General features: G+C 49.3%; 12 protein-coding genes. 2 read left to right on the forward strand and 10 right to left on the reverse strand.

Features of this window, described 5'->3' with window-relative positions; all coding sequences use genetic code 11:
- Positions 1–64 precede the first annotated feature (64 nt).
- Both ASF61_RS22895 and wbaP read left to right on the forward strand, forming a co-directional pair.
- Complete coding sequence (locus ASF61_RS22895) at positions 65–421, forward strand: diacylglycerol kinase (RefSeq protein WP_082491718.1); 357 nt, start codon at positions 65–67, stop codon at positions 419–421.
- A 265-nt stretch (positions 422–686) separates the two neighbouring features.
- Complete coding sequence (gene wbaP / locus ASF61_RS15360) at positions 687–2,147, forward strand: undecaprenyl-phosphate galactose phosphotransferase WbaP (RefSeq protein ID WP_056157347.1); 1,461 nt, start codon at positions 687–689, stop codon at positions 2,145–2,147.
- 857 nt (positions 2,148–3,004) lie between these two features.
- Here wbaP and ASF61_RS22900 read toward each other — a convergent pair.
- The 10 genes from ASF61_RS22900 to ASF61_RS15390 form a co-directional block, all read right to left on the reverse strand.
- On the reverse strand, positions 3,005–3,886 hold the full coding sequence (locus ASF61_RS22900; RefSeq protein WP_082491720.1) for a glycosyltransferase family 2 protein: 882 nt from the start codon (positions 3,884–3,886) through the stop codon (positions 3,005–3,007).
- A complete protein-coding gene (locus tag ASF61_RS22905) occupies positions 3,883–5,064 on the reverse strand; it encodes an NAD-dependent epimerase/dehydratase family protein (protein WP_307155929.1) in 1,182 nt (393 codons plus the stop codon). Before ASF61_RS22905 ends, ASF61_RS22900 begins: the two co-directional genes overlap by 4 nt.
- A 65-nt stretch (positions 5,065–5,129) precedes the next feature.
- Positions 5,130–6,587 carry a bifunctional D-glycero-beta-D-manno-heptose-7-phosphate kinase/D-glycero-beta-D-manno-heptose 1-phosphate adenylyltransferase HldE gene (hldE, locus tag ASF61_RS15365; protein ID WP_056157349.1) on the reverse strand — a complete coding sequence of 486 codons (1,458 nt, stop codon included), beginning with the start codon at positions 6,585–6,587 and terminating at the stop codon, positions 5,130–5,132.
- Between the two features lie 10 nt (positions 6,588–6,597).
- Entirely contained in the window at positions 6,598–7,179 is a 582-nt protein-coding gene (locus ASF61_RS15370; protein ID WP_056157351.1) for an SIS domain-containing protein, read from the reverse strand.
- Between the two features lie 47 nt (positions 7,180–7,226).
- A complete protein-coding gene (locus ASF61_RS22910) occupies positions 7,227–8,243 on the reverse strand; it encodes a glycosyltransferase family 9 protein (RefSeq protein WP_082491724.1) in 1,017 nt (338 codons plus the stop codon).
- A gap of 18 nt (positions 8,244–8,261) precedes the next feature.
- Complete coding sequence (locus ASF61_RS15375) at positions 8,262–9,263, reverse strand: hypothetical protein (protein WP_156369604.1); 1,002 nt, start codon at positions 9,261–9,263, stop codon at positions 8,262–8,264.
- Positions 9,264–9,273: 10 nt separating this feature from the next.
- Positions 9,274–10,572, reverse strand: a complete 1,299-nt coding sequence (locus ASF61_RS15380) for a hypothetical protein (protein ID WP_156369605.1) — start codon at positions 10,570–10,572, stop codon at positions 9,274–9,276.
- Positions 10,560–11,645: an acyltransferase gene (locus ASF61_RS22915; RefSeq protein ID WP_229205863.1), complete on the reverse strand. Its 1,086-nt coding sequence runs from the start codon at positions 11,643–11,645 to the stop codon at positions 10,560–10,562. The genes ASF61_RS15380 and ASF61_RS22915 overlap by 13 nt, the downstream gene beginning before the upstream one ends.
- 170 nt (positions 11,646–11,815) lie before the next feature.
- A complete protein-coding gene (locus ASF61_RS15385) occupies positions 11,816–13,030 on the reverse strand; it encodes a GumC family protein (protein WP_082491728.1) in 1,215 nt (404 codons plus the stop codon).
- A 43-nt stretch (positions 13,031–13,073) separates the two neighbouring features.
- Positions 13,074–15,074 (reverse strand): SLBB domain-containing protein, encoded by a 2,001-nt coding sequence (locus ASF61_RS15390; protein ID WP_082491730.1) that lies wholly within the window; start codon positions 15,072–15,074, stop codon positions 13,074–13,076.
- Positions 15,075–15,117: the final 43 nt, after the last annotated feature.

The following is a 15,117-nucleotide window of genomic DNA, read 5'->3' on the forward strand; positions in this document are numbered from 1 at the left end:
TCGACGGTAATGCCAGCGTACAGCGGCAGGCCTACGGGCCGGCCGCTGTTTCTCTGCTTTCCCCATGAAGAACCAGCCCTTCCACAGGCGCCTAGGGTTTGCGTGGCACGGCATCAGCAGCGCATGGCGCGCTGAAATGAGTATGCGGCAACAAACCGTCGCTACCTTAGGTGTAATACTGACACTGCTCTGGCTCCGACCCGCTCCCGTTTGGTGGGCCTTACTATTGCTCAACTGCGGCTTGGTACTTGCCGCGGAGTTATTTAATAGCGCACTCGAGCATGCGCTCGATCATTTGCATCCCGAACCTCACCCCGCGATCGGGTTAGCTAAAGACTGCGCTGCCGGCGCGGTATTACTCCTTAGTATCACCGGAGTTGTTTTATTTGCCTGCTTTTTATTCGCTACGTTTTCTCGCTAACGGTATCATGTTGCTCCGCAACATCGCTCACTTGACGAATTTAGAATGTTACATGAGCGAAATTGCAGAGTTTGACCCTGATCGGTACAATGTTTTAACGTTTAAGATTTCTTTTTTCCACAACAAACCGAAGCGATCGTCTGGTCGCATTTGACACCGTGATTTCACACTCCAACGGCGCAAGCCGTCGTAGCCTGCCGCATGCAAGACGCGTTTATGATACCGATTTCTGCGTCAATTTTCTTTCCGCAAGGAGTAGCGACGCATGAAACCGATAGACGCATTTCTCCTGCCAAACAAAGCTTGGCATGCCAGTAAAGTTGCCGAACGTAGCTTATTACTGACCAGCGACTTGCTGGCACTGTTGCTGGCCGTTGCCTTGGGCCATGGATTGCTGATGGCGAGCGGAGTTGCTGGTGCTGGCAAAGCCGGTGGAGTGTTGTCGTCGTTGATGTTGACACCGGTAGCTCTGGTACTGTTCTGGAACCAAGGTCACTATAGCAAGCGCAAGCCGTACGCCCGCGAGGTACGCGAAATGTTACATGCATGCGGTGGCTTATTCTTCGCCCAGGTGGCGCTGGCATTTTTCAGCGGCTGGGAGATGCCTCGCTTGTTACCGCTCGTCCAGTGGATCTCGGCGCCGGCGTTGCTGCTGACGCTGCGGGCGCTGCTCAAGTTCAGCATGCTGAGACACGGCAGCTGGAGCAGACCAATGGTCATTGTGGGCACCGGCGCCAATGCAAGAGAAACCGCGCGCGTTTTCGAAGCAGAACGCTTGATGGGTTACCATCTAATTGCCTTCCTCGACTTGCCAGGCAGCACAACCACCTCTGTTCAGTATCACGACCGCCGCGGGCGATCGGTACCGTGTCTACATTTGGGCGCGCAAACCGCAATTACCCTCAAACAACTTGGCTCTCCTCATGTCGTGCTTGCACTGGACCAAGGCGGCATGGAGTCCTCGCAAATGCTGATTCAGCAACTGAGCCGCGATTGCACCAATCTGCAGATCGTCCCCTCACTACGTGGTCTTCCGCTGCATGGCATGTCGATCAATCATTTTTTCGCCCATGACGTCATGGTGCTGGGTATGCGGAACAACCTCGCACAGCGCGGGCCACAGATGCTCAAACGGGCGTTCGACGTGTTCTGTTCAGCGCTGTTACTCGCACTGACCTCTCCACTTTTCCTTTGGGTAGCGATCCAGGTAAAACTGGGCGGAGGAGGTGGCGTGTTCTTTGGTCACATGCGTATAGGTCAGAATGGTGTGCCATTCCCCTGTTACAAATTCCGTACGATGGCCGTCAATGCCGACGTGCTGCTTAAGGAATTGCTGGAAAATGACGCCGCAGCTCGTGAAGAATGGGAACGCGACTTCAAACTCAAGAATGATCCACGGGTCACCAAGATTGGCCGTTTCCTGCGCAAGACCAGCTTGGACGAGCTGCCACAGTTATGGAACGTGTTGAAAGGCCAGATGAGCTTGGTTGGCCCACGTCCGGTAATTCGTGCAGAACTTGAACGTTATGGGGAACAGGTTGGTTACTACCTGGAAGCGCGGCCAGGCATTACCGGACTCTGGCAAACAAGCGGTCGAAACGATGTCAGCTACGAAACACGTGTAAATCTAGATGCCTGGTACGTCAAGAACTGGTCACTATTTACCGATATCGTTATTTTAATCCGCACGGTGAAGGTACTACTGGTCAAAGAAGGCGCGTATTAAGTCCTTGGCGCCCTCCGGCATACGTCCTTCAGATGGTGATTTTTGCGTCACGCACCATCATTCAGGTCCTCAGCAAGGCACCTAAGCGGGCAAGCCGGGAGCCAAATTTGTCCAACGTGGAGTTGTTGAATCAGTGCTCGCAGCACAGTTCAGAGACGGCTATTCATCCTTGGTTCACTTTAAAAGCATTCCGCCAGAAATTTACTTCACACCGAACTGGCTCCGTAAAATCACCGCGTCAGCCGACTCCGCGGCGAACTCGCGAAAAATAAAGTCCCGGCCCAGACTATTGGTAGCGGATGAATGCCGGGCCGCCTGATAGACCGGTGCTGAACTAATCGGCTTGACCAGGCACGTGGCCTTCGAGCTATCGTCGACATGATGCGAGACACGTGGCGGTCAGAGCATCGATGCTGCTTGTGTAGATAGCGCTCCAGCGCAACAAGTGCGACGAAATCGGGACTTTAGAAAGTCAGAGGAGACCGCTTGACCGTCCGACGCACATTTTTAATCAGGACGAGATGGATGCATATTGGGCCGAGACGCACGGCACAGATGACTAACTACGAAGCGATATATGGGCATTGCGCACTCCGCTTTAGTAGGCCACCTCACAGCCGCCTAATGCAACCTGAAACAACTGATGTTTCTCAACGAGGCGAACCGGTGCTGTTTTAAGCGTCCCCCTATAGAGCAACTAGCCGATGCACTCGCTTTCCGCGTCATCCCGCTAATCAAAGTGCGACTTGGCGCAAGCCAGCCGAACTATCAAAAAATCGTCGGTGGCGGCTTGCGCACTGGTCAGAGCCGTGGAGATCGCGATACTAAAAAACGGGAAACTTTGATTTCTAGCTCAGTCACATCTTAAACCCGTCACGCACGCCAGAGAAAAAATGCTTTCGCAAGCGACCTGTAAAAAATCGATATTTAAGTGGACGAGTCAAAAGATAAAACGACAATGCAGCAATTTTTTGCAGGCCACGGTAGTTCTTTCGAATAAAGTAAATTCGGTTACGCTCACAATAATAGGTTGCAAAGGGAGAAAGAGCACCGCCAGTGCTACTGCTTACCTTATGTTTCACCGTTCCATCAGGCCAATAATAAATACTGAACCCTGCTTGATTGGCACGCCAGACAAAATCGGTATCGTCCTGATAGACAAAATATTTCTCATCCATTAGACCAATTTTTTCGAACACCGATCGATGGATCAACATAAAACATGTGGGGGCGTAATTAACATGCATACCAGTTGAAAATTCAGAGCCGTCATCCATCCCCTCTCCACGGTGTATTGTTGTCCCTTTCCAGGGAATAATGGCACCGCCGGCACACCATATTTTTCCAGAATCGAAGAAAGTAATTTTTGGTACCACCATCTTTTCTTGCCTGGCTTGCGCCATAGAATACATTTCAGCGAGAAGTTTCGGGCTTTCGAATTCTATATCATTATTTAATAGAACAATGTATTCGCAACCCATCTCCAATGCGAGCTCTGTACCCTGATTATTACCTTTTGCAACGCCCACATTTTCTTTATTTTTGATGAGCGTAACATTCTTCATGCCATGCGCGTCGATTAACTCACGTGCAGCGTTATACGACTGATCATTCAAGCTATTATCAAGTATAAACAGCCAATAGTCCTGACATTCTTGAATTGCAAGACTCTCAAAGAAACCAGGCAGCACAGACTCGCTGTTGAACAGGACCGTTACGAGTCCAAGCTTCACGCTCATTTATAAAGACCCCGCGATTTCATTTCCTCAATACTCTGATCATAACTATCTTTTTGTACCGCTTGTTGATTAACCCACGTGGTAAATTTTTTAATGCCTTCGACGAAGTTAATTTTTGGCTCAAAACCCAGCAAATTTTTAGCCTTTGTCAGATCCGCAAAGTTATGGCGAATATCGCCCAGACGATAGGCGCCAGTTACGGTGATCGGTACGTTAACGTTGTATTGCGACACGAGGGTATTTGCGACAGTTAAAACATCTGTAGCAACGCCCGAACCGATACCGAATACCTCACCGTTTGCTTCGTCTTTGAGTAGTGCAGCGGTTGTTGCCTGTACGACATCACTGATAAACACAAAGTCACGGCTTTCTTTACCATCCTCGAAAATGTCAATTTTATTACCATTTTTGATTCGCGTAGAAAAGATCGACAAGATGCCAGTGTAAGGATTGCTTAACGACTGACCAGGGCCATAGACATTTTGGTAGCGCAACGCGGTCGCGCCGATGCCAAGGGACCCGCACACAGTCATCACCATCTGCTCTTGATTTTGTTTGGTAATACCATATACCGAAGAAGGATGGATTTTAGATTCTTCGTCGGTAGGCAATAATTCCAGCACGTCTCCCGTTGCGCTGCATAGTGGATCGAAGCGTCCTGCTTTCATATCGCTATCCAACCGTTGACCTGGATAAACTATTCCAAGCGCTTTCGATCGGTATTTTCCTTCACCATAGATCGAGCGCGAAGAAGCTACCACGACTTTTTTAATAGAATGCTTGGTGTTGGCAAGCAAATCCAGCATCAACGCGGTGCCACCGATATTAACGTCAACGTATTTCTTGATCTCATACATCGACTGCCCGGTTCCCGTCTCGGCAGCCAAGTGCACGATTGCATCTTGTCCAGGGAGTACCGACAACCAGGACGCCTCGTCGCAAACTGAACCCTTAACAAATCTTACTTTATCACGAACACTCAAGAACAAAGGCGACGACGTCGTTGGATCATCTCCATGAATCTGGGGTGACAGGGTATCTAGAACCGTTACCTCATGCCCAAGACCGATCAGATGCAATGCTAAATTCGAACCGATAAATCCCGCACCACCCGATATCAATACATTCATATTTTTTCCAATCCATTCTAAATTTACAACTTGATTCAGCAGAAGCAAGCTTTCTTGAAGAAAAACATTTTAAGTTTCACACAGAAACTATTTTAATTTACCAAAGAAATATTTTATTCCATTCGAAATTTAATATTCGTGCGATCAATAATACGCGTTGTCGAGTATCCCTCGTGAAAATCGAGCGCAATCACTTCTCCGCCAGCTTCAGTAACAACCTCGTAGCCGACGATTTCCTCTACCGGATAATCCCCCCCCTTTACCAACACGTCTGGTATCAGCTTACGAATAATTCGCTCTGGCGTATCCTCGTCAAATTCCACCACCCAATCAACACTCTTTAATGCCGCCAGCACATGCATGCGATCGGCACACCCATTAATGGGTCGTGCGTTTCCTTTTAGGCGTTTTACAGAGGCATCAGTATTCACAGCGACCACTAGTAGGTCGCCTAAACGACGTGCGGCCTCCAAATAGCGAGTGTGGCCGACATGTAATATGTCGAAGCAGCCATTGGTGAAAACGACACGTTTCCCGTTTTCCTTGGCGGCAGTAACTCGGGCCAGTAGAGCGTCTTCCGCCATGATCGGCTGCTCCACTCCACCCACTCCATAAAGCACATGTTCAAGCTCGATCGTGGTAATGGCGGAAGTTCCGAATTTTGCCACAACGATTCCGGCCGCCATATTTCCCAGCCTGCAGGAAAGTTCCAGATCCTTCCCACTAGCCAGCGCAGTTCCCAAAGTCGCGATAACGGTATCGCCAGCGCCAGTAACGTCAAAAACTTCCCGCGCCTCCGTGGGCAAATGCAAGGGTGGCTCATTTTGGCGCAGCAACGTCATTCCGTGCTCGCTACGCGTAACCAGTAAGGCGTCGAGGCCAAGCTTTTCTCTCAAAACCAGCCCTTTCGCAACGATCTCGCCTTCATCTGCGCAATGGCCTACCACCGCTTCGAATTCAGCCATATTAGGAGTGATCAACGTCGCGCCGGAATATCGAGAGTAGTCGACGCCTTTCGGATCGACGATTACCGGCTTACATTGCCGACGGGCCTCCGCAATCATGTCTTCGATAGATGACAGGGTACCTTTGCCGTAGTCAGAGAGAATCACTGCATCGACGGTTGCCAGGGCATCAATAAACTTCGCGTACAAACCGCCACGATCGAAACATCCCTCACTGCCTAGCGAACTTTCGAAGTCAAGCCGCATCAGTTGCTGGTTGCGCGAAACCACCCGCAATTTTGTAATTGTGGGGCAATTTGAAGAAACTACGAAATCGGCTTGTACGCCAAATGCGGCCACTGAATTAGTCAGCAAGCGTGCGGCATCGTCGTTCCCCACAACACCAAGTAACCTAACGCTGGCACCAAGACTGGCAACATTGACGGCGACGTTGGCAGCTCCACCTGGACGCAGATCATCTTTGTCGATATTAACTACCTGGACCGGAGCCTCAGGGGAAATCCTTCCTGTGGCACCTGACCAATAGCGATCAAGCATCACATCACCGACCACCAGCACGCGCGCGGTATCCAGGCGTAGGCCTAACTCAAGTTCTTGAAGAGACATCGTGCACCTATCAGGCCAATTTCAGCTTATGCTCAACGAGCTCGATCATGATGTGTAACATTTTGATATGCAGCTCTTGCACGCGATCTGCGAAACTCCCAGCGGGCGTACAGAGGCTAATGTCGGCGAGTTGGTCTAGCGGACTCCCTTCACGCCCCGTCAGACCGATGACAAACACGCCCAGCCTTTTAGCGCTATCGACTGCGTTGAGTACAGACGGACTAGTTCCGCTTGTGCTAATGGCGATCAGACAATCTCCGCTACGGCCATGTGCTTCGATGAACCGCGAGAAAACGAAATCGTATCCATAGTCATTGGCTACACATGTGATATGCGCTGGATCACTTATTGATAGCGCCGCCAGTGCCTTTCGATTTTTACGGAAGCGGCCAGAGAGCTCTTCTGCGAAATGAATGGCATCGCACATCGATCCTCCGTTGCCGCAAGACATTGCCTTACCATCACTCTTAAAGGACTCAGCCAACATAGTGGCAGAACGGTCCAGATTAGACAGAACGGTATCGTTTCTCAGCAAGTTATCCAGGCCAATCTGCGCCTCGCTAAGAGAATGCTTAATAATTTCAATACTCATATTATTCCGGTTGCTCTTGCAATATATTATATAAATTTTTCAAAATACTACGAAGACACATTTTTTGACAATGCGCACAGGACGCGTTGAGGTTCGATAGAGCGAATACAGATAAATTCTGAATCGGTTCCATCGCATTTTGTCATATTATTACAGGGGTAATACTCACAGCCACCACTTTTGGCAAGAAGTATACTGTTAGGTGGAGGCCACATCGTGGGATCACTACCCGCGTTGATCAAAACATTTTTAACGCCCTGGCGTTGAGCCATATGAACGCCAAAGCTATCGAGACCGACGAAAATATCTAGATTAGCAACTTCATTTGTAAAATCAGATAATGATTTAGTATAAATTCTCACACGTGGCAATATTGGGGAAAAAATCCGCTCTAGCGTTGGACGCTCCGATCCTGCGCCAAATAATGTAACATCATGGCCATTATCCACGAGCTGCAAAGCAAGATCCCGCCAATTTTCTTCCGGCCACATGCGGCAGCGTTTCGAGGCGAATGGATGGAGGCCAATTTTGAGCTTTTCCCCTGAAATCCCTCGAACACTGGAGAGTATGCTCGTTTGATTTCCTTTGGTAAGTGCAGCGAGAAACATGCCATAGGATTCATACACCCCTGGACAACTCGACGGTATGACAACTGAGGGTACACCTGATCCAAACGGATTACGAATGATCTGCTTAAATGGGTGACCGTCCTGCCAACCGATATACTCGTGCTTCTGTGCGCCAATCAATCGCGCGAAAAACCGTTCACGAAAATCTCCAATTAGATCCATGGAAGTAGTCAGTCCCAGACGGCGTAATTTCCGTACCGCCTTCATAAATTGATAGGCATTTTTCCAACCAAAATTTTTTGTCGTTCCTACCGGAAACTGAGAACAAACCACCCGACAATTCTCAATGTTTTCAAACAAAAAGGCCACTTGCGGCCGAACCCACGCGACATAATGCTCAGCATATCCACTTAAAGCGAGTTTTTCCAGAAACGCACTTTGAATTACAGCGTCCCCAAGATTTCTCGAAACAATCAGACAAACAGTTCTTTTCATTTTTGCAAGCAATTCTCATCAAGCTAAGGCACGTAAAGGCAAAACCTCGTCCAGCCAGCCATTGAGCGTATATTTTTCGATAACTTCCTGCGGCAGTTCGCAAAATTCGCTCTCCAAGAATTCTCTTGGAATCCTAATATTTTCCCTGTCTATGACCAGCACGTTTTCTGGTCGATAAAAATCGGTTTTCGTGGCAAACGCGTTCGTCGTAATAATTTTCTTGCGTGCCCCTACAGCTTCCAGCGTTCGCATTGTGAGGCCGGTTTGAATAGGGCGCTCGATATCAACAACTATACGGCTGCGAGCAAGAAGCATTTTTAGTTCGTCCTTGAATACCGGTTTGAAAATAAATTCAGCTCGTTTCGCAGTCCAGAAGGCCGGTTGCAGAATTCGTCGCCCCATATAGACCAAACGGGAAGAAAAATACATAATTTTTTTAAAAGTCATGCCATTCGGAACAGAACTCTGCATCCGTGACAGAACCTGATAACGGTCCGAGTGGATCGTGCCAAAGAAAAAGAGGTCGATGTCTGTCTTCGTCGGCGGCAATCGAAAATATTCGTCGAGACAAAATAACGGGCGATATTTAAGCCTGACATCATTCTGTGCGTCTACCGGGTCAAATGTAAAAGCCCGATCAAATAAACCCACCTTCGTAGGACTATCGGACGACATGTTTTTATAACTGTCCCAGAAATAAAGCGTAAAACGCGCGTCGGGCAATGCGAGGCGCAGCCGACGTATCGCCTCACAAGACAAGGCCTGCCCTTTTATCACCAGGACGTCGGTGATCGGGTGCGAGCGCGCGCGTTCGGTGACAGCCTCAAAATAGGCTTCTGCTTTCCCACGCAGTATGCGAGGTGAAATCCTAATCAGCGCTTTGGTCAAGGTATCAGCCGCAGGACGGTCATCTACCAGCATGGCATTGATACCCCGTCGTGCCAATGCCGTCTTGATTTCCTCGGAGTAGCCGAAGAAATCTGGTGAGATGATAAGACAGCTATAAATTTCAGAAGACATTTTATACAATCTAGACTTTATTTTGGGACAGAAGGTCGGAACTCTTGAACCGCTTTTTTTTCATCCCAAAACCGAAACAAACATACATAATTGATGCTATGACAGGAATTGCATGTATGCTTAACACATAAAATTCGATGAAAAATTTACCGACGGTTGTATATATCATCATGACGAGAATGGCGCTAACGATTGAATCTTGGAAATTCATACCCTTTAGCGCACGTAGGAATACCCCGGTAATAAAGCCAGACAAGGCCGGAATTAACAGCACGCCCAGCCAGCTAAAATTTACGTATCCCCACAAGGCAGTAGTGAGGCGCAGTCCGCCAGTAACCATTTCCGAAATATCAGCCCCAATGTCATTGTAAGTAAGCGTCCACACGCTTGGATTCCACATATAGTTGCTTGGGACCAGTCCGCCAACCATCGTTTTTCCGTATGTAAATGGAGAATATTGGGAAAATCCCTGAAGAAACTCGATCTGGTCTGCGATGTCTGGAGTTCCCGATCCAATGATCGAAGCTATCGAATCCAGCGAATAGAAAGATCCAAATCGCTCGATGCCGGTCAACAAGCCTAATATCAAGTAGCTGGCGCTACCAATAGGAAAGATCACGCCTAAAAAACATGCGAACGCGATACCGGTCCAACGCTTTCTGGCGGCCAAAACGCCCACAAACACAAGAACGCCGCTCAGTGATGCCCCTCGAGCCAATGAAATCATCAGCAAGAAAATCATCGCAAGCGCGAGCCACATGTAAATTCTCTTTTTGTAGTACCACCACAAAGTCAGTACGATCGGCAACATTCCTACCATCACTGCAAAACTAAATCTAAACAGATAAGCAGCCCGCTGGTATGGTTCAAAATATTCGTTTTTGAACTGTTTGGCACTCATCGGATCAGCTGCGAACATGGGTACAAAACCCATTAACGCATACGCCAGACATATGCCGACGGAAGCTACACATGCCAGCATTATGACTCTGCGGGTAACTGCCTTCAAATCGATATTTGCGGGAGAGATCGGATTTAATTTTTTTCGCAGCCAATGGTGGCACGGTGAGTAGAATCCAAGTGCCATACCCAGAATCAGGGCGATGGTACCAAAGACATTGACATACATATATAGTTCATTGGTATTCGCGTCCACGATATCCCAGACATCCGTGTACAATCCTGGAACAATATATGCAGTTACACAGAAGCCCAAGTTCAGGTGAGCCGGGACATTCCAGCGGTTGGGCCAGAATATATAAGGCGCCAGCAATTGCAGCACTAGTGCAATAACAGTCAGGGCGTACAATTAATCACCTGTTGTTTGGTGATCGCACTGGTGCGATGTTTAAGGAAAGGCTTTTCTATAAAGTTCCAAGAAAACACAGCAGCAGAAAATACAACCATTATCGTTCCCAACATCGTGGCTACTGGATTACTGGAGAAATAGCCCAACGCTATAGCCGTTTGCACAATTGGCACATGAAACAGATAAATACCAAACGAAAAATCGCCGTGCTTTCCAACGTCCCCAAGACGAGGTAGCGTCAGTGCCGCCCAGCTAACAATCGCAGCCACTGCAAGAGGAGCGCCGAGGCGGAACAGCCATCCGTTAGTCGAAGCATAAAATACGAGAGCTAGCACGGCAGCATAGGTCGGTAAACGTGCGCCATCACGAGTTGCATAATAACACCATGCTCCGCCCACAAAATAGGCAAGTTGACCTGGTAATTGCTTAGCAAGCCGTAGATAAAAATCATTCCCTGCATGTTCGCCAAAAAAAGAGAAGCCAGACATCCATGCAGAGGAGAGCACAAACAACATGCCCAATACTGGTCGATAGCCGATTCGCCGCGATGCCCAAACAATCACTGGCGCACAGGCATAAAATAGAACCTCGATCTTGATTGTCCACAGCGATACATTTACAGCACTCTCATACTGATGCACAAATACACCAGGCAACGAAGGTGCACTGAAATTTGCCAGAGCCAAATTCATTCCGATATAACGCCAGAACCCTACATTGGAGAAATAATCTACAGCACTTAATGACGACATTGTCGACAGAATAATGGCAGCGCCAACAACCACAAAAACATATGCAGGGGCGATCCGAAACAGCCTTTTTTTTCCGTATTCCAAGAGCGAACGTGATTTTTCGCAACTCATGGTAACAAGATATCCGCTAACCACGAAAAAGGCCTGGACCGCGAAGGTCGCCGAAATATTCATTGTCCAGCTAAGTACTGGTGACTGAGACAGTATTCCAATGTGAAAAAAAACGACCATGCTTGCGAAAACTAGCCGCAGCAAGTCAAAATTGTTTTTATGAGGAACAGGAAGGTTTGTAGAATTCATTATGTTATTAGTCTTGGACACTATCTGGTTCCGGCATCGGGTACGTCGGTACAAGACTCCACACAACAAGGAGGGCCAACACGGATTTACGCACTCCATTTCTGAGACAGACAGGAGATAGAGTGCCTGTGTGATTACTGATTAATTTCTTTATTTGACATCCGCAATGTTAATTGACGCAAAATAGAAACTCAGCTTTTCCACGATGCTTTGAGTTTTTTCCATCGAATTTGCCCAGCTTCGGACTGACGTGATCTCACATAAGCATCGCGTAAGTACGCAATAACGACGCCCAATACACTGCCAATTACCAATCCTCCCAAAATGGTCAGTAACCTCTTCGGTCGAATTTTCTTTTCAGCAGGTTCCGCGGTATCAAGCTGTTGTATTAAGGACGAATCCTTGGCTTCATCAACCTTTGCCACTTCGAACTGCCGTGCCAGCATTTCGAACATTGTTTCTTGATACTTGACGTCGCGGACACGGCGAATGTATTCCACCCCCACTTCCGGGATTTGCCCGGTTGGGATCATTGGATTTCCGCTTGCCGCTTTCCCCCCTGTTTGCAGTTTTGCCAACTGCTCTTTCAGGCTGCGTAACTCTTCTTGAGCACGTAACACTTGCGGATTAGTAGAGGTTGCAAAGGTTTTGGTAGCACTCAATTGCACCTCCCGCGCCGCAATCTGTGCCTGTAATTGGGCCGTATTTGCGATGATGCTCTTGACTTGCCCGTCGAGCTGCAGCATGCCTGTTTTCTTCTGCACATTTTGCAATGCAATTTCAGCAGTCGCCAGATCATCTTTGGTGGCTTTCAGCTGTCTTTCAAAGAAGACCCGACGCTTGGCAGCCTCTGAAACGGCCAGATCTTTGGTCAGTGTACTCAGTTCAGCAATGTAAGCATTGGCGATATTAGCGGCCAGCTTAGGGTCTGTATCCTCGACGACAACAGTAATCATGCCATCTTTACCACTGGTCACTGCGGTATTCTGGAGCAGTGTCTTACGCGTATCGGACATGGTCTCCAGATCGTAGTGATGTTGGAGATCAAATTTCTTGATCAAAGCATCACCGATCACGCGACTTTTAAGCATACCGACATACATTTCGTTGGGGTTTTTCAACCCCGCCAAGCCACCAGCAGCTCCTGCCAGTCCCCCCAGCTGACCCAGCATTGCGGTCATTCCAGACGTGCTTTGCTGTTGTGGTGGCAGAATGACGGTTGTTGAAACAAACACTGGCGCACTCAGCACTGCTACCGCGACCGCAATCGCAGTAGTCAAAACCGGAACCCCGATTAGGATTTTTCTTTGACGCCCCAGCGCCGACAGTCCATCCAACAGATGAAACTCTTCCTCAGCTTCATGTTCAGGGGGACGCTCTGCCGGATTATGTGCGTTTTCAACCATGATTTACTTTCGTTATCTTATTCAACAGCGGCCTACGACCGTTTTAATCTTTCAGTACTTTCAGACCTGCAGCGCCTAAACCGAACTGATAGAAAATCGAGGTCCACTCTTTCAAGCTTTGCGCCCAAGACGTGTGCGGGACCGCTTCCGGAATCACGATGGTATCGCCAGCATTGATCTTGCTGCTGCCGATGCCGGAGAACCAGCCTGAGTCATTGGCGCTATGCGTAGTCCCGTCCGCCCGAAGGATATACATTTGCGAGGTGTCCGCAGTCTGGTTCGCTCCGCCTGCGAGCTTGACATAGTCGCTGACAGTACGATTAGGACGATAAATGAAAGAGTTTTGCTGGAATACCGCACCCATCACGTCCACCGTGTCTGGACGGCGCGGGATGTGGATGTTGTCGCCATCGCGCAGAGCCAGGTCTGGCAAGTTTTTGATCATGGCGTCACCATCGGTCAATTCGAGCACGATGCGGCCTTTGGACTTGACTGCAGCCATGCGCTCAGCATTGCTACGCTGGCGTTCAAGTTGCGCATTGATCAGCGTCACCGCGTCCTTGTCCGACGTGGCGGCCAGTTGTTGGGACGAGCCGATTTCTAGGTCGCGCATGAACCGCTTAGACATTTCATCGAGTCGTTCCTGCTGTATGCGACGTACAGATTCACGCGTAACTTCGGTCGCAAAGACATAGGCCTTGTCAGTCACCCCCAGACGAGCCACGAGGGAGCGCAAGGTTTCTCCTTCCCGGATCTGGAAAGCGCCGCTCTCTTTCACTTCGCCAGAGACGCGTACGTATTCATTGCTGATCGCGGCTTTTACTGGCACAGCAGATGGTGCAAAGATACGAATCACATCGGCTGGCATGAGTGGCAAGGCTGCCAGGCCCGGATCTCGCTCGGCCGGCGCAGAATGCAGCGTGGCGACGGTTTTAAAATCGTTGTTGACGTTTTTCTCTACAATAACCTGCTTGGCATCGGCTGAAGAGGCGAAACCACCGGCCCAGCTCACAGCGTCGGCAATCGACGACGGACCCTTCATTTCGAAAATTGCTGGACGTTTTACATCGCCAGTCAACGCAACCATCGAACCAACTTGCGGCACATACACGACGTCGCCGTCCTGCAGCGGAATGTCGTGAGATTTGTCCCCTCTGAGCAAGATGTCGTACATATCGAACGTCGTCACCACCTTGCCACCACGCTTAACCTCGATATTACGCATCGACCCAGTAGCGTCCGGACCGCCAGACGTAAACAGCGCGTTAAGCAACGTGCTCATTGCGCTCAGCGTGTACGTTCCCGGACGAACGACATTGCCAACGACATAAATCTGAACCGGTCGTACTTGTGAAATACTTACGGCCAAGTCAAAGTTATTGAAGTTTTTGCTGACAGCACGCTTCAAGTAAGCTTGCAGATCGCCATATCTTACGCCGGCAACATTGACAGAACCCACTCGCGGGATATAGATCGCGCCAGCGCGGTCGACCTTGGCGGCAACGTCGATATTGACCATGCCCCACCCGCGGATTTGTAGTTCGTCGCCAGTGCCGACCAGGTAATCTTGGTTGACTTGCGGCGCCGTCACCGGAGAAAAAGTGCTCGGTACACCATCGAAAAGGTCGGAGCCAAAAATGGTCAGCTTTTTACCTGTCGCACGGGAGCTGTCGATGACAGTGGCGACGAATTTCTCAAAATCGCCCGGCTTGCGCGGCTGACGTGGACCAGAACGCATGAATTGAGAATCTTGCTGATTTGCCGATCGCTGCCACTCGTATGGAAACTGTGACTGTCCCGGAGACAACTGTGATTGCGACGACTGTGATTGGCCAGGTTGCGGCAGCTGCGAACGACCGTTGGTGATGGTTGGCAGTTGCGGGGTCTCCGCCCCAGGTAATACGGCGGCGGTGGCGTAGTCATCGTCCTCACGCTCCGGCGATGCACTTTGCGCCAAGGCGGTAGACGTCAACGCACTCAACATGCACGCTGAGAAGATGACTTGCGTCAAAATCGGCTTTGCTTTCGGACTAGGCTTTTTCATGCTGGTCTTTTAAAGATAAATAGTGTTATTCGGTTGCGGCGGA

Origin of the sequence: Duganella sp. Leaf126, assembly GCF_001423125.1 — a bacterium.
Taxonomy (GTDB): Bacteria; Pseudomonadota; Gammaproteobacteria; order Burkholderiales; family Burkholderiaceae_D; genus Rugamonas.